Origin of the sequence: Paraburkholderia dipogonis, from assembly GCF_046027395.1 — a bacterium.
Taxonomy (GTDB): domain Bacteria; phylum Pseudomonadota; class Gammaproteobacteria; order Burkholderiales; family Burkholderiaceae; genus Paraburkholderia; species Paraburkholderia dipogonis_A.
The window spans coordinates 45,411-67,658 of record NZ_JAQQEG010000039.1 but is presented as its reverse complement, the minus strand read 5'-3'; the positions used below and the strand labels follow the sequence as shown (position 1 = coordinate 67,658).

Sequence of the window (22,248 nt, the reverse complement as noted above, 5' to 3'; positions counted from 1 at the left end):
CACTCTCGTCGCGCGAACGGGTCGCGCCGGCGGCGCACGCGATCCGCCGCGTGAATCTCGCCAGGGCCGAACATGCGGCATTCCATCGGACACGCGTACCAGCACCCCGTCCGTGAAGGCGCCAACCTGTCCCCACATGCTCACGTCGATGTTAGACTTCTGCGCTGGAGATGGCATTCTCCGTTAACCGCCCTCGTGGCTGATGATGCCTGCTTCGTCCGGATGAACGCGGAGGCGGCATCGCACTCTTCGCTCTGCCCGGTTTGTCGACATGCCGGTTTTGCCAGGCTTCCTCCCATGTATTGGTCCATTCTCGCTGTCGGCATCGGCGGCGCGCTCGGTTCGTTATTCCGCTGGTTTCTGGGCATCCGCCTGAACGGCGTCTTCAGCGGCTTGCCGCTTGGCACGTTCGCCGCCAACGTCATTGCCGGCTACGTCATCGGCGTCGCGGTCGCAGGTTTCGCGCGGGCGCCGCAGATCGCGCCCGAATGGCGGCTCTTCGTCATCACCGGCCTGATGGGCGGCCTGTCGACTTTCTCGACTTTTTCAGCGGAAGTGGTACAGCGCCTGCAGGACGGGCGGCTCGGCTGGGCGGTGGGCGAGATCGTGATTCACGTGGCCGCGTCGCTGTTGATGACCATTCTCGGCATCGCGACGGTGTCGCTGCTGGCGCGTTGAAATCGCGGCGAGTTGCGATGCTCGAGGCGCACGCGCCGCCTCGCATCGTGAAGCTCAGGCATGCCCCTGCCGGCGCGACACCACGCGGTTCCTGCCGGCGCGCTTCGCCGTGTACAGTGCGCGATCCGCGCGTTCGAGCGCCATGTTGATGTCGTCAGTCAACTCCACGCCGCACACGCCCGACGAGAACGAGTAGTCGATCGACGCCACGCCGGAGATCGCTACGCGCCGCCCGATCAGACTACAGCGGATGCGCTCGACCGCCGCCGCGGCATCGTCGACGGAGGTGCCTGGAAACACCATCAGAAACTCTTCCCCGCCGATCCGTCCGATCAGGTCCGATTGCCGCATCGCCTTGCGGGCGACCTCGGCGAAGTCGCGCAGCACGGCGTCGCCGGCGGCGTGGCCGTAGGTGTCGTTGATTTTCTTGAAATGATCGAGATCGACCAGCGCGATGGCGAGCGGCACGGCGGCGCGCACGAACGCCGAAATCGCCAGTTCCAGATAGGACAACGAGTGCCGCCGGTTGGCGAGGCCTGTCAGCGCGTCGGTGCGCGCCTCCTGGATGGCGCGGTCACGCGACGCGATCAGCGCCTGCTCGCCGTGACGCAAGGTGGAGATTTCCGTACCGATCACGACGAGCCAGCCCGATTCCAGCAGCGTCTCGGTCATCCAGAACCAGCGCCCGTCGACCAGATCGGTGGCGAAAGCGCGCTGACCGGGCTGGTTGCGCCGCCGCGTCTGGGTCTCGGCGATGAACTCCAGCGCGTCGCCGCGATCGATGCGCGCCCCGCACTGCCTGAGCACGCCGTGCAGAATGACATCGGCGAAGGTCATATCGCGCGCAACCGCGTCGAGCTGAAACGCCGCCCGGAACGTATCGTTGGCGAAGTCCAGACGATCTGCCGGGTCGTACACGCCGACGAGAACATGCGGACCGTCGAGCGCTCCGAACAGCGCCTGCAAACCGGCGGGGTTGCCGGCAAGGTCCGGAATCGGTTTCATGTCTCGTGTTTTGTGCGGGCTTTAACAAAAAATAGCACGAAACATGTCGCACTTGAATCGAAGGTGCGCTTTCTTAATATGATGATTGAGTATGGCGTCGTACGAATAACCGCGCACGTTTCGTGCCGTTGGTTCGCGCGAGTTCACTACGGCGCGTTACCGGCCCTCGGCACAATACGCGGCAACAGATCCGGCGGTACGCCCCGATAGAGCGATGAATTCTCCCGTGCCGTTTCCTGGAGAACGACCATGACGTCAGCCGCGTTCAAGCCAACGCGAGTGCGGAGGTTGTGCTGAATTTGTTCGATCATGTCGTGTTTCATCGAATCAGGACGACCGGTGCTAATCCAGATTTGAATCAACACGAAGTCGCGAGTCCGCGGAGTCGCTGAGTAATTTGGAAAAATGGGATCAACAATGAAATCGTCGTCTTCGTACTCCTGGATCTTCTGAAAGCGATCATTGCTGGGGTAACCCGCGAAAGAAAGCGCGTCCTGAATACAGTCAGCGATAAGCCGTTTTTTCGCTGGAGTACGACCTTTGTACAAAGATATGGTCTGAATGGGCATCGTATTCCTCTACTGCTAGATAAGGCGAAGATCGCGGCCGACGCGCTCGAAAACGCTCAACGCAAAGTCAATATCGTCATCCGTGTGCGCTGCGGATGTCTGGACCCGCAGGCGAGCCGTACCCTCGGGCACGACGGGAAACGCCAAAGCCGGAACGTAGACTCCCTGTTGCTCAAGCAACTGTGAGAACACCTGGGTCCTCTCGGCGTCTCCGATCAGCACCGGAGTAATCGGGCTTTCGCTGTTCACCGTCTCGAATCCGAGCTGCGCTACGCCGCTGCGAAATTTTGCGGCAACGTAGCGCATACGTTCCAGCGATTCCAGATCAGAGCGTGCCAGCGAAACAGCGACCGCCGCCGCGGCCGCCGCTGCCGGACTGATCGAACTGCTGAAAAGCGCCAGGCGCGCTTTCCCTTTCAGCTCCGCGATGCGCTCATTGCTCGCGCAGATATATCCTCCTCCAACAGCGCCAAACGCCTTCGACAGCGTCCCCGTGACATAGTCGATTTTCTCCATGCAGTCATGGAGTTCGGCGCTGCCTCTGCCGGTGTTTCCTACCACGCCCGCCGCGTGGCTCTCATCGAGGGCGAACATGGTGTCGGAACTGCTCGTCGCCTCAAGAAATTCAGGTAGCGGCGCGGTGTATCCCTCCATGCTAAAAACACCATCGGTAATGAACAGCTTGCGTTGCTGCGGCTCACCCGAAGACGATTGCTCCAATCCCTGCAAAAAACTCGCCACGCTACGGTGTTTCACTCTCACGACTCGCGCGCGACTTAATCGACACCCGTCGATGATGCTCGCGTGATTCAACTCGTCACTGAAAATCAAATCGCCCGCAGTTGTCACGGTGTCGAGTAGAGCGAGATTCGCCGCGGTACAGGAACTGAATACCATTGCCGCCTCGGCCTGGTGAAATTCGGCCAAAGCTTCCTCGAGTCGCCGATGTGCGTCCGTGGTTGCAAGCGGCGGGTTCATCCCGGTGCCGGCGCCATATTGCCGTAAGCCCTCATGAAACGCGGCCAGCACAATGGGGTGGTTGGCCAACCCCCGGTAGTTGTTAGAGCCGAGCACGATGATCTTCTTACCATCTATCTGGGCACACCCCGATATGGGACTTTGTATCACTCTCAACGACATGAAAATTTCAACCTCCGGCACTCAACGTTGCGCCTACCTTTTCAGTTAGTCCGCCTGGATTTTCGGCGTCCCCACCCGATCGCGGGCGCCCTCTTTGCGCTGATGTTCTGCTCCGCAAACTGGTGTCGCCAAAACTTCCATTTTTCATTAGAAAATCTGATCCAATTCCCGCGTAATCGCATGCATGCCCCATCACGCTCCTGAAGCAGAAATTTTCGTAATTTCGTGGTGAAATTGTACTCGCGGCAGAAACCATCACGAGTTACCATTTTTGAAGGCTAATGATTAGAAAATCTTATCTATGGAAAAGCGGTTACCGCCATTGAATGGGCTCCGTGCGTTTGAGGCAGCAGCGCGTAATCTGTCACTCAAGCTGGCAGCGGACGAGCTGTGTGTGACGCCTGCAGCGGTCAGCCAACTGGTGAAGGGTCTCGAGAGCTATCTTGGGGTCGCGCTGTTCATCCGGGCCAACCGGGGTATTCGTTTGACCCAGGCGGGTGTCGAATATCTACCGGCGATTCGAAACGCGTTCAAACAGATTGGCGATGCAACTCGACGCATCGCCAAAATTGCGGAGACAGGGACGCTCACCGTCAGCGTCACACCGTCGTTCGCCTCCTACTGGCTAATTCCTCGTCTCCAAAGCTTTCACGACAAACATCGGGACATTGACCTTCGGGTAATGACCGGCAAGGAACCCGTCGACTTTACCCACGATGTGATGGACGTAGCGATTCGCCATGGCACCGCGCAGCACGGGAAGTTCTACCGCGAGCGACTGTGTCCGGTGGATCTCATTCCGGTCGCCAGTCCGACCCTGATCGCGCAGTTTGGAATGCCCAAAACGGCTTCGGATCTGACGCGCTGGCCGCTTCTACATGAGGTCGAGCGCATGAACTGGCATCTTTGGTTTCAGTCGCAATCTGTACAAGGTATGAGCCTGCCAAGCGGAACTGCGTTCGATGACTGCGGCATGATGCTAACCGCGATTGTTGCGGGACAAGGGGCTGGTCTCGTCCCTGCAACAATGGCAGCGCCTGCCCTCGGCGACAACAGGCTGGTCAAGCTTTGGGATTTTGATTGGCCAGAGGACTATGCCTATCATCTGGTCTTGCCCGATGGAGACTATGGACCTCTGGTGGGTGCTTTTCGCGAATGGATAATCGGAGAGCTCGCCAACTCATAGAGGACATCCGAGCATCGCTAGCTGCGTAAAAGCTCCGCGCCACCTCGAACGTCGAAGCGGCATCCTGAAATCTCTTCGAGTGCGAAATCGCGAACAATGAAGATCGCCGTCACCGGCGCGGCGTATCAAACCGACATCGACACCGGTGCATGACGCAGGTCGCTTACTTCCGCAGCAGCGCTTCCTGATGAGCCTTCACGAGCTCTGCCATGCTGTTGAAGCGGAAGTTCACGGCAGGCTGTTCGCCCGGGTTCATCGTCGCGCCGAAACCCGTTTGCGAATGGCGGCGATAGATCCAGCACGATGCAAGCCCAAACGCGTTCGCGGGCTTGTGGTCGTGAAACAGGCTTTCCGCGGTATGGAGAATCGTCTCTTTCCCGATACCGCGGGCACTCAGCTTGTCCAGCATGTACTCGAAATTACGCGGCGACGGCTTATAGGAGCCGACGTCCTCTGCGGTGACAATCGCGTCGAATTCGACCTGGAGCTTCGCGTTGCTGTGCGTGAAGCTCTCATTGTCGACGTTCGACAGGATCACCAGCTTGTAGTACTTCTTCAGGTACTGCAGCGCGCCCGCCGAGTCCTCAAATGCCGGCCAGTTACGTATGGACTTGCCGTAGGCGATGCACTCCTCGTGCGTGAAAGGCACCTGCCATTCCTCGGCCAGTCGCTTGTACACGATAGGAAGCAGTTCCTGGTAACGCCTGGCGGGCGTGTAGGCCTGCTGCGACGACTCGTGACGCGCGTGTGCTTCGAGAACCTGATCTCGCGTCAGCGGCGGGTTGACGCGTTCGAGCAGAGGACGCAACCCCTCGAAGATGCCCGTTTCCCAGTCGATCAGCGTGCCGTAGCAGTCGAAAGTCAGCGTATCGAAGTCGGTCAGTTTCATGGCAAATCCTCCTGTTGGTTGGTGAGCTAGACATAGTCTATTGGGCATGCCCGGCAACCGTTACTTATGTCGCTCGCTTCCCCCGCTCTTCCTTGATCACGCCAGTCGGCTTCCATTCGAAGCCTACAATAAGCTTGCGATCCAATCTGGCTGGACGTAAAGTGGGCGCTCGACAAACCAGCACATGAGGTGACGGATGCTTAAGTTCCTGGCGTTATGTGTCGCATTGGGTGTCTCCGGCACGGCGTTCGCTAAGGCCGATTGCCCGGCTCATCCGAAGAGCGAGTGGATGAAGGAATCGGATGCGCGCGCTCAACTCGAAGCAGAGGGCTATAAGATCAAGAAGTTCAAGGTCGACGGCAACTGCTACGAAATCTACGGCCACAACAAAGACGGCAAAAAGGTCGAGATCTATTACGACACCAAGACGCTTGCAGTCGTGAAGTCTGAGATCGACTAACGCCTGCAGCGCGCGATGCCCGTCAAAACATGGGATATGGGCGTGCGGTTCACGCACTGGGCCGTCGCGGGCATCGTCGTGTGGAATCTGTTCGGGCCTACTGATCAGGCGCATCGGGTACTGGGATATATCGCTGCGGGCCTCGTTGCGTGTCGTATCGTGTGGGGATTTATAGGCACGCGGTACGCGCGATTCTCCGCCTGGTGGCCGACACCGGCGCATCTGAAAATCTACGTACGCTCGCTGGCCGCCGGCAGGCCACTGCATCATCTGTCGCACAATCCGCTCGGCGGCCTGATGGCAATCGCACTCTGGCTGCTGATTCTCGCGCTCGCAGCAAGCGGCTGGCTGATGCGCCTCGACGCCTTCTGGGGCGAAGACTGGCCGCATGACCTTCACACGTGTCTGTCAATCGCACTGCAAGTCTGCGTGTGCGTCCATATCCTCGCGGCCGTCGTCATGAGCATCTGGACACGTGACAATCTGATCGGCGCGATGCTGACCGGCTTCAAACGCGATCCCGCCGACAAGCGCTGACGGCTGCGAGCGCGGCCCGACGCTAACGACCGTCTCCGGGCCCACTACGGACGTCGGACCAAGCCCTACTTAGCCGTCCGGTTCCAGAGACCAAACCCGACGCCGACACAGCGTTTGATCACAAAACGGTTTGCTGCGCTGCACGCTCGGGTTTGCCCGGTTGTCGCGGACGGATGCGAAGCATAGTCTTTGTAATGTTTTGGTAAGAATCTATTTGCCGGTTGCCGGCTAAGCCCGCCGTTCTCGCGATCTGCGCAACATGCACAGGTATCACGACTGCGCCGCACAGTCGGGCGCGGGGGTTGCCCGCCGTCATCTGGGTCACGCCGGCGTATCGAACAATGCTCTGAATGACGACTGAAGTGATTGTTTGGGAGCTCAAATGGCTTCGCACAAACCGCTTTACCGATCACTTTATTTTCAGGTAATCGTCGCGATCATCGCCGGCGTTGTGCTGGGAATTTTCGCCCCGCACACTGGCGAGGCGATGAAGCCGCTCGGCGACGCCTTCATCAAACTGATCAAGATGATCATCGCCCCGATCATCTTCTGCACCGTGGTCGTCGGTATCGCCGGCATGGAAGACATGAAGAAGGTGGGCAAGACCGGGGGATTGGCGTTGCTCTACTTTGAGATCGTCAGCGCTCTCGCGCTGGTGGTCGGATTGGTGATCGTCAACGTGGTGCAGCCCGGCGCCGGAATGAACGTGGACCCGAAAACGCTGGACGCGAAGGCAGTGGCTACGGTCACCAGCGGGCGGAAGATGGAGAGCACGACCGACTTCCTGATGAACATCATCCCCTCGACCGTGGTCGACGCGTTCGCCAAGGGCGAGATACTTCAGGTTCTGTTGTTCGCGCTCATGTTCGGCTTCGCGTTGCACTCGTTCGGCGGTAGAGGCACATTGATTTTCGACTTTGTCGAGAAGATCTCCCACGTGTTCTTCCGCATCGTCGGCTTCATCATGAAAGCAGCGCCGATCGGCGCCTTTGGCGCGATGGCCTTTACCATCGGCAAATATGGCATCGGCAGCATGCTCTCGCTCGGGATGCTGATGCTCACGTTCTATGCGACCTGCCTTTTCTTTATCTTCGTCGTGCTGGGACTGATTGCCCGGTTCCATGGCTTCAGCGTGTGGAAGTTGATCAAGTACCTCAAGGAAGAACTGTTTATCGTTCTTGGAACCTCCTCGTCAGAAGCAGCGCTGCCTCGCGTCATGGTGAAGCTGGAGAATCTTGGCGCGAAGAAATCCGTGGTCGGACTAGTCATTCCAACCGGATACTCTTTCAATCTCGATGGCACGTCGATCTACCTCACACTGGCTGCCATCTTTATCGCGCAGGCGACGAATACCCCGTTGGACCTCACGCATCAGATTACTTTGCTCGCCGTATTGCTGCTGACCTCTAAAGGCGCTGCGGGTGTGACGGGCAGCGGGTTCATCGTGCTGGCGGCAACGCTGTCCGCGGTCGGACATGTACCCGTTGCAGGTCTTGCGCTTATCCTCGGTATCGACCGCTTCATGTCCGAAGCGCGCGCGTTGACGAATTTCATCGGCAATGCTGTGGCCACGCTGGTGGTCGCCAAGTGGACCAACGAACTAGACCAACCCAGAATGCGCCGGGTCCTTGATAGCGAGACTTCGGAAGAGGCGGACGAGCCGGAAAAGGTGTTTGACCGTACGGACGAAAGCATGCCTATCGCGACGGCGGGACCGCGATCGCATAACATCTAGGAAGCCCTGCAACTTGCCGCATCGAGCTCGACCGACGTTCGAATGTCCGCGCTGCCGCGCATGCGATCGACCGTTCATCGCCGACGATTTTCCCACCTTGCCCGGCGCGGCAGTCGAAGACCCTGGCGCTGCCCAACTCGCGAAGCAACGCAAAACCGTCGTCGCAACAGCTAGGGAAACACCATTTCTCCACGTGTTCACCGACAACGTTTCTGCGATTGCGTTGTATGAGCGTCTCGGCTTTGAATTGCGCCGCACGTTCGACCTTACCCGCGTCGGACATGCGGATTCGCTTTCGACTGCGGTTCCTGGCCATGCCCTTGGGTTGACAACCACGCGGCCTCGATTGGCCGTGATCGAGGCCACCGGGCCTTTCGACGTCGAGTGCTATTTCTTTTGCAGCCCCGCTGCTTTGCGCACATGCGTTGCCGTGTCCGCAAACAGATCGATCACTACCCCGCGCAGCCAGCGATTGCCTTCGTCCTGGTGGACTCGTGTATGCCAGAGCAGATGGATCGGCGCGGCGGGCAGCGTCATGGGCAATGCGCACAGGTTGAGCGAAAAAGGGGTTGCCAGTTGCAGGGCAAGTCGCTCCGGCACCGTGGCGATCAGATCGGTGCGTTGCAGGATGTAGCCCACGCTCATGAAATGCGGCACCGTCAGTCGCACCTGACGCCGTACGCCGCGCCGTTTCAGCCACTCCTCAACCTGCCCGTGGCCGGTACCGGCCGACACGACCACGAGATGCTCGGCCTCGCGCCATGCAGCGAGCGTGAGCGGCACGTCCTCGAGCGGATGGCCGCGCCTGAACAGGCAGACATAGCGCTGATCAAACAGGCGGCGCTGATAGAAACCACCCTTGAGTTGCGGCAGCAAGCCGATGGCCAGATCGACCCGGCCGTCGGCCATCTCGTTGCTCAGATTGACGCTTGTATCGCGGACGGTATTGAGCGCGACGCCCGGCGCGACGCGCGACAGTCGTTCGAGCAGCGCGGGCAGAAAAACGACTTCACCGATATCGGTCATGCCAATCGTCACGGTGCGCATCGCGCGCAGCGGATCGAAACCAGTCACCGGATTCAGTGCGGCGTGCAGGGTGGCGAGCGCCTGCGAGACCGGTTCCGCCAGACGCAGCGCGAATGGCGTGGGCACCACTCCGCCCGGCCCGCGCACGAACAAGGGATCGCCAAGCCGGCGACGCAGCTTGGCGAGCGCGTTGCTGACGCCGGGCTGGCTCATGTTCATCTGCTCGGCGACGGTCGCCACGCGCCGCTCCTGCATCAGTCGCTGGAAGAGCAGCAGCAGATTGAGGTCGATTTCGCTCAGTTCCATGACTCACGCATAGCCGGGTCTCATTCAATCCAGTGATGAAGCAGATTCATTCCATCTTATTGAGGAATGAAGGTCTAGTGCTGAAAATACTGACACGGCACCCGCATTCGACATGGCACCGGCAAATGCCATGGCCGCCCAAACCCATCAATCAGGATATCGGAGACACAGTCATGAAGCAGATGGATCTAAAGATTGCGATCGTCGGCGCCGGCGTCGGCGGCCTTACACTTGCGCTCGCGCTGCGCGAGCACGGAATCGATGCGCAACTCTACGAGCAGACCGAAGAGCTGCGCGAAGTGGGCGCGGCCGTCGCGCTCTCGGCCAACGCGACGCGCTTCTACGAGCGCATGGGACTGCGTCCGGACTTCGAAAAGGTGTGCGCGGAGGTGCCGGGCCTCATCTATCGCGACGGACGCAGCGGCGCGGTCATCGGCCATCATCGCGGCACGCCCAGCTATCGCGAGCAGTTCGGCGGCTCGTACTGGGGCATTCATCGTGCTGATCTGCAGGCGGTGCTGTCCCGAGCCGTCGGCCTTGAACGCATCAAGCTCAGCCATCGGCTGGTCGATCTCGTGCAGCACCCGGATCGCGTGCGTCTGGCGTTCGATAACGGTCAGCGCATCGACGCCGACCTCGTGATCGGCGCCGACGGGGCCCGCTCGATCACGCGGCGTTGGATGCTTGGCTATGACGACGCCCTGTATTCGGGTTGCTCGGGCTTTCGCGGCGTGGTGCCGGCTGAACGCATGGACCTGCTGCCCGATCCCGAGACCATCCAGTTCTGGGTCGGGCCCGGCGGCCATCTGCTGCACTATCCCATCGGCGACAAGGGAGACCAGAATTTCCTCCTGGTCGAGCGTCATCCCTCGCCGTGGCCGATACGCGACTGGGTGATGCCCGCCAGCGAGGGCGAGCAACTACGCCTGTTCAAGGACTGGCATCCGGCCGTCGTGGAGATGATTACGGCTGTGCCGATCAGTCAGCGCTGGGGCCTGTTCCACCGCCCCCCGCTCGGCCGCTGGAGCAAGGGCCGCGTGACGCTGATCGGCGACGCCGCGCATGCGCTTGTACCGCATCACGGCCAGGGCGCCAACCAGTCGATCGAAGATGCCGTGGTGCTGGCCGCGCAACTGGCCGCGGCCGGTCCGGGCAATTGGCGCGAGGCGCAGGAAGCCTACGAGCGCCTGCGCCGGGGCCGCACGCGCAAGGTGCAGTACGCGTCGATAGCCACTGCGGACGTGCTGCATCTGCCCGACGGACCGGCCGCGCAGGCCCGCAATGCCCGCCTCGGCGCGCGCGACAGCGTGCTGAATCACCTGGACTGGATTCACGATTTCGATGCGCTTACGGACGAGCCGAGTGAACGGCAGGGTGGCACCTGGCTTTGAGCAAGCTCTGGTTGAGCGATTCCTGCGCGTATCAAAGTCGCTACGCGGCATGATCCAGGCTGTCATGCCGTGTGGCGATGTGTGGCCAGCAGCTTGTGCAACGAGTTGTTGCACAAGACCCTGAATCGAGGTTGAAACCGCCGTTCGATACCTGGCGCGTGCGGACGTTCACAAGCCAATCGCTAAAAGAAACCACTCCCAGCAACAGCACAGCAGCATGCCAGTGCACGCACTTCTGAAACCGCTAGCCTGCTAAAGGCTTCCAGTCGCAGTGACCACCGCATGAACCCATTGCCCATCCCTCTACACCAGTGAGCTTGCAGGGTAAGGCTCAATCAATTCCGCGAAACGGTCAGCGAGCGTCTGCCTCGCACGCGCTGGCCAGATCGCGCTGAGTTCGAAGCGCGGCAGCGCGGCGCCGTCGATGATCTCGCACAGCCTGACTCCGCTAAATTGCAGCGCCCGCACCGAACGCGGCAGCAGAGACACACCGCACCCCGCGGCGACGCACGCGAGCACGGTCAGTGACCGGTTCGCGTCCTGCACGATCTCCACCGCGCAATCCGCCTGCCGGAACGCGCTCAGGATGCCCGCGCGAATGTTGGGTAACTGGCCCTGCGGGAACCATACGAGCCCATGCTGCGCGAGCTCGCGTAGCGACACACTCGCGCCGGCCTCCAGCGGAAACGTCGCCGGCAACACTGCGATTAATTGCTCCCGCGCGATCAGCTTCTCCCGCATCTTGCCCGCGACCGCCACCGGCGTATGCAGCAAGCCGATATCGATTTCCCCTTTCTCGAGCGCACTTGCCTGCTCCGCGTTGCTCATCTCGCGCAGCACCAACTCGACATCCGGCACCGATGCGCGCAACGCCGCAATAGCGCGCGGCAGCACCTCGAACAGCGCCGCCGACGCGAAGCCCACCGTCAGACGCCCTGCCCGTTGCGCGCCGATTTCGCGAGCGCGGTGCGAGGCGGCGTCGATTCTCGCGACGCTCATCCGCACGTCCTCGACGATCGACAGCCCGGCGGCGGTAAGGTCCGCACCACGCCGCGTCCGGTTGAACAGCTTGACACCCAGTTCCTTCTCCATGCGCGTGAGCGCCTGACTCAGCGCGGGTTGCGCGATGTTCAGCCGTTCAGCGGCGCGCGTGACGCTGCCAGCATCGGCGACGCAGAGGAAGTATTTCAGGTTGCGGGTGTCCATATTAAAACGATATGAAAAATGATCATTTGCATCATATATCTTTATCCAACCGCTCACTAGAATGCCTCCACATACGATGCAGCAAGCACGAACAACAGGAGACAACGATGAACTGGTACCGCGAGATATCGACACTCGAAAAACGCACCCTCTGGAGCTGCTTTGCCGGATGGGCACTCGACGGCGTGGACACGCAGTTGTTCAGCCTCGTGATCCCGACCTTGCTCGTGACCTGGGGCATCGGCAAAGGCCAGGCGGGCTTGATCGGAGGCGCAACGCTAGTCGCCGGTGCGTTGGGCGGACTGCTTGCGGGCATGCTGTCGGACCGCTACGGGCGCGTGCGCGCGTTGCAGATCACCGTGGTCTGGTTCTCGCTCTTCACCTTTCTCAGCGCCTTCGCGCAGAACTTCGAACAATTGCTTGTTCTCAAGGCTTTGCAAGGCGTGGGCTTTGGCGGCGAATGGACCGCGGGCGCCGTGCTGTTGAGCGAGACCATGCGCGCGGAGCATCGCGGCAAGGCGATGGGCATCGTGCAAAGTGCGTGGGGTTTTGGCTGGGCGGGCGCAGTGCTTCTGTACACGCTGGTTTTCTCGTTCGTGTCGCCGGATTGGGCGTGGCGGTTGCTGTTCGGCATCGGCGTGATTCCTGCCGGCCTCGTGCTCTACCTGCGCCGTAACGTGGTGGAACCACCACGCGCCGCCGCGCCGGTCGCGTCGCCGAGGCAGGCGCTCCCCGCCGCACGGAATATCTTCGACCGGTCGGTGATTCGCACGACGATCGTGGGCGCGCTGATCGGTGTCGGGGCGCACGGCGGCTATCACGCGATCACGACATGGCTGCCGACTTATCTCAAGACCGAGCGGCATTTGTCAGTGCTCGGCACCGGCGGGTATCTTGCCGTCATCATTACGGCGTTCATCTGCGGCTGCTTCGTGAGTGCGTGGCTCCAGGATCGGATCGGCCGCCGGCTCAACGTGATTCTCTTCGCCGTGTGCTGCATCGCGACGGTCAATCTCTACGTCTTCCTGCCGATGGGCGACACCGCCATGCTGTTCCTCAGCTTTCCGCTGGGCCTCTTTGCTGCCGGCATCCCCGCCACGCTCGGCGCACTGTTCAACGAACTTTATCCGCAAGGCATTCGCGGCACCGGCGTGGGCTTTTGCTACAACTTCGGACGGATCGTCTCGGCAGGTTTTCCGGTGCTGGTCGGACACATGGGCAACTCGATGCCGCTCGGCTCGGCACTCGGCATCGATGCCGGCATTGCCTACGGACTCGTGGTCGTGGCCGCGCTCATGTTGCCGGAAACGAAGAACCGCCGGATCGCGACGGTAGCAGCCAATGCCACGAGCCGCGCCTAACGGGGAAGCACATGATCGACGAACAGATTCAAACGATGCAGACACAAGGCACGGCGGTGGCGGACCAGTGGTACCACACCAAAGATCCGCGGATCACCGCAATCGACGCGCATGCCCATGTGTTCGTACGCGGCTTGCCGCTTGCGCAGCAGCGCCGCCACGCGCCGGATTACGACGCAACGGTGGATGCCTACGCCGGTCACTTGCTGTCGAACGGTGTCTCGCACGCCGTGCTCGTGCAACCCAGTTTTCTCGGTACCGACAATTCCTTTTTCCTCGAGGTGGCGAAGCGCTATCCGCGACGTTTTCGTGGGGTGGCGGTCGTGGATTGCGCAGTCACCGATAACGAACTCGCACTGCTCAATAGCACAGGTGTAGTGGGTATCCGCTTGAATCTCGTCGGCTTGCAGCTTCCACAACTGACCGCACCCGACTGGCGGCGGCTGTTCGCGCGTGTCAACGCGCTCGGCTGGCATGTCGAGGTTCACCGTCAAGCCGTGGACTTGCATGCCGTTGTCGGGCCGCTGCTCGAGCTGGGCTGCACGGTGGTCGTGGATCATTTCGGCCGGCCCGATCCGCGCACTGCTGCCGACGATCCAGGCTTCAAGTATCTGCTGTCGCTTGCTGCTACCGGACGCGTCTGGGTGAAGTTGTCGGCAGCTTACCGGAGCGCGGTGGACGATGATGGTGCAGCATTGGGCACCGCTCTCGCGAGCCAGCTTCTCGACGCTTACACGCCCGCGCGACTGGTCTGGGGCAGCGACTGGCCGCATACGCAGCATCAGCAACTCGTCGATTACACCGCAACCTGTCGGGCACTCGATCAGTGGGTTCCGGACGCGGTGCAGCGCGCGTCTATTTTGGCGAGCTCGGCGCGCACGCTTTATCGATTCGAATAAGCGCTCGACCGCGCGGCGGCAAATCCGCCGGAGCGGCGCGTCACAACGGCAGAGATTTCAGCCTGCAGCAAACACGAACGCAAAAAGCGCCGGTTCTACCCTGTGACGTTTGCTCACAAAGTCAATATTTTTCGTGCATTGTCCTCCCACCGGTCACGGCGCTTAATCTCCCTTGAGAGCAACCCGCAACGTGTAGATCTGGGGAAAACCATGGACCTTGAGGCGCTCAAACCCGCGATTTCCGATCGGTTGATGAAGCGAATCGCCTGGCGGCTCGCGCCGCTGATGATCCTGATGTACGTCGCGAACCAGCTTGACCGCGCAAACATCGGCTACGCCGCGCTGACCATGAACGCTGAACTGCATATGACAGCGGCGCAATACGGTTTCGCGGCAAGCCTGTTTTTCCTTGGCTATATTCTCTTCGAAGTACCGAGCAACCTGTGCATGCATCGGTTTGGCGCCCGGCTGTGGATGACACGCATCCTACTGAGCTGGGGTCTGCTCTCCTCGCTGACGAGCTTCGTTCCCGACTCCCGCTGGCTCTATATCGCCCGCTTCTTTCTTGGCGCATTCGAGGCGGGCCTGTTTCCGGGTATGGTGTACTACCTCACGCTATGGATGCCCGCACGCAATCGCGTGTGGATGATGTCCCTGTTCGTGACCGCCATCCCGCTGACCGGCGTGCTCGGCGCGCCCGTGTCCACGTGGTTGATGGCACACGCGAACGTGTTCGGCGTGACCGGCTGGCGCGCGATGATTCTGCTGGAGGGGTTGCCCGCGATCATTCTTGGCGTGGTGGCCTATTTCTGGCTGACGGACGACCCTTCCCGCTCGCGGTGGCTTTCCGCTGCTGAAAAGGGCGAAATCGCGGCGGCGCTGGCTGCCGAACGGGCTCAGGCAGCGGCCGCCACCTCACCGTCCGGCGTCTTGGGAGCGCTGCGAAATCCGAAAGTCTGGGCGCTCGGTGTCGTCTACTTCGGCACCAATGCCGGCATCATCGGCTTGCTCTATTTTCTGCCGCAAGTCATCAAGACGTTTGAAAGCACTTTTGGGGTGAAGTACAGCCTCATGGATATCGGGCTGATTACGGCGATTCCATTTGGCGTTGCTGTCATTACGATGCTGATCTGGGGCCGTCTGGTCAGCCGCCACAACGTCGGCGCCTGGCATGTGGCCGGCCCGCTGCTGGTGTGCGCGGCCGCGCTCTCGGTGGCGCTACTGCTGAAGTCGCCCTACCAGTCGATCATTGCGCTTTCGATTGGCGCGTCGGCCTGCTTTTGCAGCATCACGACTTTCTGGCAGTTGCCCAGCCGCCTACTCACGGATCGTGCCGCAGCGGCCGGCATCGCGCTGATTACCAGTATCGGGGTATCGTCAGGATTTTTGCTGCCGTATTTTATCGGGTGGGTAAAGGATACGACCGGCACGTTCGTGCTCGCGTTCGTCGGCATTGCAGCGACGATGGTGCTCGCTTCCATCGTGGTCATGCTGCTCGAGACGCGCTGGCGCGAGGTCGGCCTGCGCCGGCTTGCGAGCGAATAGACGTCGCCAGCGCCTCGCCGCACGAAGGACTATCATCGGCGTATCCATTGCCCATTCCTTTTCGCCAGCAAGGATTCTCGATGCGCCGCGGTGTTCCCAGTCTCAGCGCCCTGCAAGCTTTTGAAGCAGCGGCGCGCCATGAAAGTTTTTCAAAGGCCGCGGCCGAGCTGTCGCAGACGCATGGCGCGGTCTGCAAGAAGGTCAACGAACTCGAAGCGCATCTGGGCATCCCGCTCTTCGAGCGAGTCCGTCAGCGGCTGGTATTGTCCGCGGCGGGCGCGGAGTACGCACGGCGGATCCGCGTCCATCTCGACCAGATTCGGCGCGATACGCTCGAGCTGGTAAGCAAGCAGAGCGAAGTGAAGCTCCAGCTAGCCGTCGGTGTCACATTTGCATCTCAATGGCTGATTCCACGACTGCATGATTTCTACGAGTCCAATCCGGATCTGCAACTCCACATCATGGGCCGCGATCAGCCTACTTTCTTCGACGATTCGAGCTTCGATGCCGCGATCTATTTTGCGCAGAGCTTGTGGCCTGCGATGCCGGGACAGCCGCTCGTCAGCGACGATGAAATTCTCGCTGTCTGTGCGCCCTCGTTGATCGGTACGCGCGGAGCGTTGAGTGGCGAAGGGATCAGCGCGCTGCCCTGGATCCACACTCGCGATCTACCACGCGCGTGGCTTGCATGGTCCGAAACGGCGTGCGCGCAGGTCATCGAACCTAGCACGTCGAACCAGCACTACGATATGTTCATCATGGCCATTAATGCCGCGATTTCCGGACTGGGTGTGGCCTTGCTTCCGCACATCCTGATCGAACGGGAGTTGCGCAGCGGTGCACTCGTCCAGATCCACCCTCATTCGATCCCGAATCCGGAGACCGTCTACTACTCGTTTCCCGAGCAGAAACGCGAGTGGGAACCGCTCAAACGCTTTGATCAATGGCTAGGCGCCGCGGTTCGCGACTATCGTGACGGCTGCCGCGACCGCGCAGCAGCTATCGAAGCGACGCTTGCGCCACATTAGCAACATCCGCTTCAGGCGAGTTCGCGCAGATCAGGGTTGTCGCGCAGGAGTTGCTGATAGAGGCCCTGGAATCCAAGCCATGCGACATAGTCGGATCCCAGTTGCGCGCGCGTGGCCTGCGCCTCCTCGTCGGATAGCGGCTCGATCGGGCCGGCCGCCTCGGCGAGTAACTGCACCTGGCAGCAACGCTCCATCGCGATAAAGCGATACGCCGCGGCGTCGACGGATGAACCGACGGTCAGCAGGCCATGATTGAGCAGAACAGCGGCGCGCTTCGTGCCCATCGTCTGCGCGATCCGGCGACCTTCTTCGGTGGCGAGCACCACTACGTCGCCACGAAATAGCACATGATCCTCGTGGAAGAGACACGCTTCCTGATTGAGCGGAGCAAGCAGCCGTGCGCGCGCGGAAAACGCGCGACCGAAAGGCGTGTGTGTATGGGCTGCTGCAACGACATCGGGATTCGCGCCGTGGATGCCGCAGTGAATCGCCGCAGCAGCGGCGTTGACGGGTCCGGTCCCGTGGTAGACATTGGCCTCCTCGTCGATGCAAACGAGATCGTCGGGATGGATCGACGAAAAATGCTGTGCGTACGGGTTGACCCAAAATCGATCGTGAAACTCCGGGTCGCGAACCGTGATGTGTCCGGCTATACCTTCGGCGAGCCCGAATCGCGCGAAGATGCGAAATGCCGCAGCGAGTTTGAGCTTGCGATGTTGCCGCTCATCGTCGAGGCTCGCGAATACCGGCGGCTCCGGCAAGCGTCCGCCAATTGGCTTGGGAATCTGCAACTCGCGGACTTCCGCGTGGCCCATGACATGCTCCTTCGTGCTGAATGAAGCATTCATTCTCGGCCGCGCGGACCGCACGGTCCATCGACGATTTGTCACAAGTTTGCTTCTTGCGCTCACAACGCGCGCCCCGCTTCTCCAGGCCTGCCGAGGCCGGCCGCACTCACGCTTGCGGCGCCCACGCTTCTTCGAACATCCCCGATGCCTCCCCGCGACCGATCGCGCGGCCGACCGTGTCCACTGCTTTCGTGCGAGACGGTTAACTCCAACGTGAATGAAGCAATCAGTCGACGTTAACCCGCATGGCATTTTGGCAACCAATACTTTCACGAGCATGCGAAATCAGGTGTCGACGCTTGCATGCTGGCGGCCAATCGCCGCGTCGTCGAAAGCAACGCAATGATGCGTTGATGACCCGCCGGGAACACCAGCGTGCGATGCCGATCTGGGTGACGCCGGCGATGAGGAGTGACTGATGAAAAACCCGCGCATTGCCATGCTTGGCTTCGCGATCGAGTCGAACCGGTTTGCACCGGTGTCCACGCGCGCCGATTTCGTATCGCGCGCCTACTTGCAAGCTACCGCGCTGCTGGACGACGCACGCAAGGAAGCGCCGGTGATGACGCCGGAAATTCCCGCATTCGTTCGAACGATGGATGCGACCTCTGAGTGGACACCTGTCCCGATCCTCTTTGCCAACGCAGAGTCGGGCGGCCCGGTCGAACACGCATTCTTCGCCGACACGCTGGGCGAATTCGAACAGCGATTGCGTGCGGCACTGCCGCTCGACGCTGTCTATATCTGTGAGCATGGCGCCGCTATCACGACAGAAGAAGACGACCCCGACGGCGCGGTTTTCACGCTCGTACGCAATATCGTCGGACCCACGGTACCGATCGTCGCCACCGTCGACCTGCACGCGAACGTGTCCGACCGGATGGTGAACGCCGTCGACGCGTTGGTCTCATACCGTCGCAATCCTCACACCGATATGGCCGAGCGCGGCGCCGAGGCCGCCCGCATCCTGAGCGAATTATTGAACGGCATGCGCACGGCTGTCGCGCACGTGCGCATGCCCGTCTGCGCCCCTCCCACCCAGCTGCTGACGGCCCCGGGAACCGGACCGTATGCGGAGATGATCCGGCGCGCGGAAGCGCTGGACGACCCGCGAATCGTGAACGTCTCGATTGTCGGCGGCTTTGCGTTTGCAGACACGCCGAAGAACGGCTTGACGGTAATCGTGACCACACGCGGGGATGCGCCGCTCGCGCATCGAGTGGCCAACGATCTTGTGTCGTATGCGTGGCAAGAGCGTGCGGCATTCACGCCGACGTTGACGCCACTCGACGACGCGGTCCGCCTCGCCAAAGCGACGAGCGACGATCCTTCGTTAGCGCCGCTGCTACTCGCCGACGTGGCTGACAACCCGGGCGGTGGCGGCCGCGGCAACACGCCGTTCGTGCTCAAGGCGCTACTTCAGCACGAGGTGCAGGATGCGATTCTCGGCGTCATCACGGATCCGGACCTGGTGGCGGACGCCTACATGGCGGGCACCGCGCAACCGTTCGTCGCGCGCTTCAATCGTGCTGAAACCACGGTGTATTCGGAGCCGCTCAACGCGCCGGCCCGCGTGTTCAAACTGCACGACGGCAAAGGTGTCGGCCGACGCGGACAACTGGCGGGCTGCAGCTTCGACCTTGGACCGTGCGCCGCGCTGCAGATCGGCGGCGTGACGGTCATCGTCATCAGCAAGCGACATCAGTGTCATGAGCCGATGTTCTTCGAGATGTTCGGCATCGACATTGCGCGTGCGCGCGTCGTCGTATTGAAGTCGCGCGGCCATTTCAGGGCGGCATTCGACGAGTTCTTTTCCGATGCGCAAATCGTCAGCGTCGATGCGCCAGGTCTGACTTCCCCGATCCTCGCGCGATTCGATTTCAAGAAGCTGCCGCGCCCCGTCATACCGCTGGACGACATTTCCACGTGGAGTCCGACGGTCCGTACGGTTCTGCCAAGGCGCGACCCGCGATGAGCGGACTACCCCGCGAAGACGTCCTGTCTTCACAGCACGCGCAAGACACGCACCATTGCAACAGAGGATTTTCCCAATGAACGATACGCCAGATGTGACGCGAATCAGATCACAAACCACCCGGAAGGTCATCTGGCGCCTGGCGCCGCTGCTGATCTTGCTCTACATGGTCAACCAGATGGACCGGGCGAACGTCGGCTACGCGGCGCTGACGATGAATCACGAACTCGGCATGTCGGTCTCCCAGTTCGGGTTGGCCGCCGGCCTCTTCTACGCCGGGTACATTCTCGTCGCCGTGCCGAGCAATCTGCTGCTGGCGCGCTTTGGCGCACGGCTGTGGATGACGCGGATTCTCGTCACCTGGGGATTGATCGCTTCGCTGACTGCATTCGTCAACAGCGCTCACACGCTGTACGCGCTGCGCTTTCTCCTCGGCATTGCAGAGTCAGGATTCTTTCCGGGGATGATCCTGTATGTCACGTTCTGGCTGCCGCGGCAGGAGCGGGTGTGGCTGATGTCGCTGCTCTTTCTCGCCATCCCGCTGTCGAACATGCTGGGCGCACCGATTTCAACTTTCGTGATGGAACATACGCATCTGTTCGGCTGGTCCGGCTGGCGCTCGATGTTCTTCATAGAAGGATTGCCGGCGATCGCGCTAGGTGTCGTCACGTTCATGGTCATGAAAGACCGCCCCGACGACGCCCGGTGGTTGACCGCCGACGAGCGCGCCGAACTGAGCCACGCGCTCGCCGTGGAGCGGCAGGAAGCCCAGCGGGTGTCGCCGAAAAGCGCGTGGCTTGCGTTGCTCGACCGGCGAGTCCTCGCATTCGGACTGATCTACTTCGGGATCAATATCGGCGTCGTCGCGCTGTCATTCTTCTTGCCGCAGATGGTCGCGGAGTTCTCCCACCTGTTCGCTGTCAAATATTCGGTCTTCCAGGTTGGACTGATTACCGCTGTTCCCTTCGCGGTGTCGGCGGTGACTATTCTGTTGTGGGGACAATATGCACGACGTACCGCACTCAGCGCCTGGCACGTTGCGATTCCGACGGCGATCGGCGGCTTGTCGTTCGCCGCTGCGCTGTTCCTTTCGTCGCCGTACGAGGTCATGGCTGCGTTTACGCTCGGCGCGGTCGGCGTCTACACCCCGCATGCCTCGTTCTGGCAGTTGCCTCCGCGCTATCTGAGCAATGCCGCGGCCGCATCGGGCATCGGCCTCATCAATACGATCGGCACGCTGGCCGGCTTCCTCGGCCCCTACGCTACCGGCTGGCTGCATGACGTCACCGGCTCCTATCGCGTGCCGATGCTCGGTGTTGCCGGACTCATGTGCCTGTCCGCGATGATGGTGCTGTTTGTAGAGCGCGCAAGCCGTGCGGCATTGCCGCCAGCGAGCGCGCCGCAAGGCAGTGCCTCCTGAGGCCGGACACACTGCATTTGCCATTCTCAAGAATCAAGGTGTACCACGATGCGTAATGATGCCAAGCTGATCCTGATCGACAAACACCAGGTCGAAGCCTTGCTGAAGCCTGACGATGTAGTCGAAGCAGTACGGGAAGCATTCGCTCTTCACAGCCGGGGCGAGGGCCGTGTGTTCCCTGTTGTCAGGGAGCCACTCGTGACAGGGGGCGTATTCGGAATCAAATCGGGCGACGTGCAGTCGCAAGGCTTGCTCGGATTCAAGGCTGCGGGGTTTTGGCCGGCAAACCGCGGGCTGGGCGGCGAACCGCACCAGGCCACCATTCTCCTGATCGATCCGAAAACCGGCCGGCCGGTGTGCGTCATCGACGGTAATGCAATCACGACCATGCGCACGGGCGCTGCCGGTGGCTTGGGTTTGACGCTCCTCGCGCGTGCGGACAGCGCTCATCTGTGCGTATTTGGCACGGGTGTACAAGCGCAAGTGCAGGTCAGATTCGCATTGCGTGTGCTCGAACAGCTTTCCTGCGTTCGCTATGTCACCGTAGACGATGAGCGCGACGTTTCATTTGAAGCGCAGTTCGCCGGACGTTGCGAAGTCCTGCATGCGACCGACCGCAACGCTGCGGTGGCTGACAGCGATGTGGTAGTCACGGCCACGCCGGGCAAGGGGCCACTCTTCGACGCGCAAGCAGTGCAGCCCGGCACTCACCTCAACTGCGTCGGCGCGGACACCAAAGGCAAACGCGAACTTCCAGAAGAGTTGCTGCCGCGCGTCCGCCTGGTTGTCGACGACCGGACCCAGGCGCGCGAAATCGGCGAGACACAATGGGCGCCTGACACGCCATGCATCGAGATCGGCGATCTGATCACCGGCCAGGTCCGGATAGATCGGCATCCTGACGACATCACCCTGTTCGACATGACCGGTATCGCCCTGCAGGATCTGACGGTCGCGCGAATGCTTTACGAGCGTGCCTGCGAAACGGGTACGGCGACCTCGTTGTCGTGGCCCTGGTAGTGGCATCGGTTCACCGGTCGTCAG

The 22,248-nt window shown here is 61.1% G+C and carries 20 protein-coding genes, 1 pseudogene and 1 riboswitch; of the genes and pseudogenes, 14 read left to right on the top strand and 7 right to left on the bottom strand.

The window, feature by feature from the left end:
* Positions 1-157: 157 nt before the first annotated feature.
* Positions 158-219, top strand: a riboswitch (Fluoride riboswitch).
* Between the two features lie 78 nt (positions 220-297).
* Entirely contained in the window at positions 298-678 is a 381-nt protein-coding gene (gene crcB, locus PQR32_RS32265) for a fluoride efflux transporter CrcB (protein WP_408236771.1), read from the top strand.
* Between the two features lie 54 nt (positions 679-732).
* Here crcB and PQR32_RS32260 read toward each other — a convergent pair whose 3' ends face one another.
* From PQR32_RS32260 to PQR32_RS32250, 3 genes are all read right to left on the bottom strand, one after another.
* Complete coding sequence (locus tag PQR32_RS32260; protein ID WP_408236768.1) at positions 733-1,683, bottom strand: GGDEF domain-containing protein; 951 nt, start codon at positions 1,681-1,683, stop codon at positions 733-735.
* A 146-nt stretch (positions 1,684-1,829) separates the two neighbouring features.
* Positions 1,830-2,252, bottom strand: a complete 423-nt coding sequence (locus PQR32_RS32255) for a tautomerase family protein (protein WP_408236765.1) — start codon at positions 2,250-2,252, stop codon at positions 1,830-1,832.
* Between the two features lie 15 nt (positions 2,253-2,267).
* Entirely contained in the window at positions 2,268-3,413 is a 1,146-nt protein-coding gene (locus PQR32_RS32250; RefSeq protein WP_408236762.1) for an aminotransferase class I/II-fold pyridoxal phosphate-dependent enzyme, read from the bottom strand.
* A 280-nt stretch (positions 3,414-3,693) separates the two neighbouring features.
* On the opposite strand from PQR32_RS32250, the gene gcvA reads away from it, so the two are divergent.
* Positions 3,694-4,578 carry a transcriptional regulator GcvA gene (gcvA, locus tag PQR32_RS32245; protein ID WP_408236759.1) on the top strand — a complete coding sequence of 295 codons (885 nt, stop codon included), beginning with the start codon at positions 3,694-3,696 and terminating at the stop codon, positions 4,576-4,578.
* 163 nt (positions 4,579-4,741) lie between these two features.
* Here gcvA and PQR32_RS32240 read toward each other — a convergent pair whose 3' ends face one another.
* The gene (locus PQR32_RS32240; protein WP_408236756.1) at positions 4,742-5,467 is read right to left on the bottom strand and encodes a haloacid dehalogenase type II; all 726 of its coding nucleotides are present in this window, start codon (positions 5,465-5,467) and stop codon (positions 4,742-4,744) included.
* 196 nt (positions 5,468-5,663) lie between these two features.
* Here PQR32_RS32240 and PQR32_RS32235 point away from each other — a divergent pair, with 196 nt between their 5' ends.
* The 4 genes and pseudogenes from PQR32_RS32235 to PQR32_RS32220 form a co-directional block, all read left to right on the top strand.
* Complete coding sequence (locus tag PQR32_RS32235; RefSeq protein ID WP_408236753.1) at positions 5,664-5,927, top strand: PepSY domain-containing protein; 264 nt, start codon at positions 5,664-5,666, stop codon at positions 5,925-5,927.
* A 15-nt stretch (positions 5,928-5,942) separates the two neighbouring features.
* On the top strand, positions 5,943-6,464 hold the full coding sequence (locus tag PQR32_RS32230; protein WP_408236750.1) for a cytochrome b/b6 domain-containing protein: 522 nt from the start codon (positions 5,943-5,945) through the stop codon (positions 6,462-6,464).
* Positions 6,465-6,846: 382 nt separating this feature from the next.
* Positions 6,847-8,199 (top strand): dicarboxylate/amino acid:cation symporter, encoded by a 1,353-nt coding sequence (locus PQR32_RS32225; protein ID WP_408236747.1) that lies wholly within the window; start codon positions 6,847-6,849, stop codon positions 8,197-8,199.
* Positions 8,093-8,443 (top strand): annotated as a pseudogene (locus PQR32_RS32220) (GNAT family N-acetyltransferase); the annotation flags it as partial. The gene PQR32_RS32225 and the pseudogene PQR32_RS32220, both read left to right, overlap by 107 nt.
* A gap of 143 nt (positions 8,444-8,586) precedes the next feature.
* Here the strand turns inward: PQR32_RS32220 and PQR32_RS32215 are convergent.
* Positions 8,587-9,531 carry a LysR family transcriptional regulator gene (locus PQR32_RS32215; protein WP_408236744.1) on the bottom strand — a complete coding sequence of 315 codons (945 nt, stop codon included), beginning with the start codon at positions 9,529-9,531 and terminating at the stop codon, positions 8,587-8,589.
* 173 nt (positions 9,532-9,704) lie between these two features.
* Between PQR32_RS32215 and PQR32_RS32210 the strand changes: the two genes are divergently transcribed.
* Positions 9,705-10,922, top strand: coding sequence for an FAD-dependent monooxygenase (locus tag PQR32_RS32210; RefSeq protein ID WP_408236741.1), 1,218 nt, complete (start codon positions 9,705-9,707; stop codon positions 10,920-10,922).
* A 303-nt stretch (positions 10,923-11,225) separates the two neighbouring features.
* Here PQR32_RS32210 and PQR32_RS32205 read toward each other — a convergent pair whose 3' ends face one another.
* Positions 11,226-12,128: a LysR family transcriptional regulator gene (locus tag PQR32_RS32205; RefSeq protein WP_408236738.1), complete on the bottom strand. Its 903-nt coding sequence runs from the start codon at positions 12,126-12,128 to the stop codon at positions 11,226-11,228.
* Between the two features lie 107 nt (positions 12,129-12,235).
* Between PQR32_RS32205 and PQR32_RS32200 the strand changes: the two genes are divergently transcribed.
* From PQR32_RS32200 to PQR32_RS32185, 4 genes are all read left to right on the top strand, one after another.
* The gene (locus PQR32_RS32200) at positions 12,236-13,489 is read left to right on the top strand and encodes an MFS transporter (protein ID WP_408236735.1); all 1,254 of its coding nucleotides are present in this window, start codon (positions 12,236-12,238) and stop codon (positions 13,487-13,489) included.
* Positions 13,490-13,500: 11 nt separating this feature from the next.
* Complete coding sequence (locus tag PQR32_RS32195) at positions 13,501-14,388, top strand: amidohydrolase family protein (RefSeq protein WP_408236732.1); 888 nt, start codon at positions 13,501-13,503, stop codon at positions 14,386-14,388.
* A gap of 252 nt (positions 14,389-14,640) precedes the next feature.
* On the top strand, positions 14,641-15,933 hold the full coding sequence (locus tag PQR32_RS32190; RefSeq protein ID WP_408236729.1) for an MFS transporter: 1,293 nt from the start codon (positions 14,641-14,643) through the stop codon (positions 15,931-15,933).
* 80 nt (positions 15,934-16,013) lie between these two features.
* Positions 16,014-16,961 (top strand): LysR substrate-binding domain-containing protein, encoded by a 948-nt coding sequence (locus PQR32_RS32185; protein ID WP_408236726.1) that lies wholly within the window; start codon positions 16,014-16,016, stop codon positions 16,959-16,961.
* Between the two features lie 11 nt (positions 16,962-16,972).
* Here PQR32_RS32185 and PQR32_RS32180 read toward each other — a convergent pair whose 3' ends face one another.
* Positions 16,973-17,776, bottom strand: a complete 804-nt coding sequence (locus PQR32_RS32180) for a class II aldolase/adducin family protein (RefSeq protein ID WP_408236723.1) — start codon at positions 17,774-17,776, stop codon at positions 16,973-16,975.
* Positions 17,777-18,227: 451 nt separating this feature from the next.
* Here PQR32_RS32180 and PQR32_RS32175 point away from each other — a divergent pair, with 451 nt between their 5' ends.
* From PQR32_RS32175 to PQR32_RS32165, 3 genes are all read left to right on the top strand, one after another.
* Complete coding sequence (locus tag PQR32_RS32175) at positions 18,228-19,784, top strand: M81 family metallopeptidase (protein ID WP_408236720.1); 1,557 nt, start codon at positions 18,228-18,230, stop codon at positions 19,782-19,784.
* A 76-nt stretch (positions 19,785-19,860) separates the two neighbouring features.
* Complete coding sequence (locus tag PQR32_RS32170) at positions 19,861-21,204, top strand: MFS transporter (protein ID WP_408236717.1); 1,344 nt, start codon at positions 19,861-19,863, stop codon at positions 21,202-21,204.
* 48 nt (positions 21,205-21,252) lie between these two features.
* The gene (locus PQR32_RS32165; protein WP_408236714.1) at positions 21,253-22,224 is read left to right on the top strand and encodes an ornithine cyclodeaminase family protein; all 972 of its coding nucleotides are present in this window, start codon (positions 21,253-21,255) and stop codon (positions 22,222-22,224) included.
* Positions 22,225-22,248 lie beyond the last annotated feature (24 nt).

Bases quoted from the DNA above. Each gene is read 5' to 3' on its own strand.
- crcB (WP_408236771.1), top strand. From the start codon at position 298: ATGTATTGGTCCATTCTCGCTGTCGGCATCGGCGGCGCGCTCGGTTCG.
- PQR32_RS32260 (WP_408236768.1), bottom strand. From the start codon at position 1,683: ATGAAACCGATTCCGGACCTTGCCGGCAACCCCGCCGGTTTGCAGGCG.
- PQR32_RS32255 (WP_408236765.1), bottom strand. From the start codon at position 2,252: ATGCCCATTCAGACCATATCTTTGTACAAAGGTCGTACTCCAGCGAAA.
- gcvA (WP_408236759.1), top strand. From the start codon at position 3,694: ATGGAAAAGCGGTTACCGCCATTGAATGGGCTCCGTGCGTTTGAGGCA.
- PQR32_RS32240 (WP_408236756.1), bottom strand. From the start codon at position 5,467: ATGAAACTGACCGACTTCGATACGCTGACTTTCGACTGCTACGGCACG.
- PQR32_RS32235 (WP_408236753.1), top strand. From the start codon at position 5,664: ATGCTTAAGTTCCTGGCGTTATGTGTCGCATTGGGTGTCTCCGGCACG.
- PQR32_RS32230 (WP_408236750.1), top strand. From the start codon at position 5,943: ATGCCCGTCAAAACATGGGATATGGGCGTGCGGTTCACGCACTGGGCC.
- PQR32_RS32225 (WP_408236747.1), top strand. From the start codon at position 6,847: ATGGCTTCGCACAAACCGCTTTACCGATCACTTTATTTTCAGGTAATC.
- PQR32_RS32215 (WP_408236744.1), bottom strand. From the start codon at position 9,531: ATGGAACTGAGCGAAATCGACCTCAATCTGCTGCTGCTCTTCCAGCGA.
- PQR32_RS32210 (WP_408236741.1), top strand. From the start codon at position 9,705: ATGAAGCAGATGGATCTAAAGATTGCGATCGTCGGCGCCGGCGTCGGC.
- PQR32_RS32205 (WP_408236738.1), bottom strand. From the start codon at position 12,128: ATGGACACCCGCAACCTGAAATACTTCCTCTGCGTCGCCGATGCTGGC.
- PQR32_RS32200 (WP_408236735.1), top strand. From the start codon at position 12,236: ATGAACTGGTACCGCGAGATATCGACACTCGAAAAACGCACCCTCTGG.
- PQR32_RS32195 (WP_408236732.1), top strand. From the start codon at position 13,501: ATGATCGACGAACAGATTCAAACGATGCAGACACAAGGCACGGCGGTG.
- PQR32_RS32190 (WP_408236729.1), top strand. From the start codon at position 14,641: ATGAAGCGAATCGCCTGGCGGCTCGCGCCGCTGATGATCCTGATGTAC.
- PQR32_RS32185 (WP_408236726.1), top strand. From the start codon at position 16,014: ATGCGCCGCGGTGTTCCCAGTCTCAGCGCCCTGCAAGCTTTTGAAGCA.
- PQR32_RS32180 (WP_408236723.1), bottom strand. From the start codon at position 17,776: ATGGGCCACGCGGAAGTCCGCGAGTTGCAGATTCCCAAGCCAATTGGC.
- PQR32_RS32175 (WP_408236720.1), top strand. From the start codon at position 18,228: ATGAAAAACCCGCGCATTGCCATGCTTGGCTTCGCGATCGAGTCGAAC.
- PQR32_RS32170 (WP_408236717.1), top strand. From the start codon at position 19,861: ATGAACGATACGCCAGATGTGACGCGAATCAGATCACAAACCACCCGG.
- PQR32_RS32165 (WP_408236714.1), top strand. From the start codon at position 21,253: ATGCGTAATGATGCCAAGCTGATCCTGATCGACAAACACCAGGTCGAA.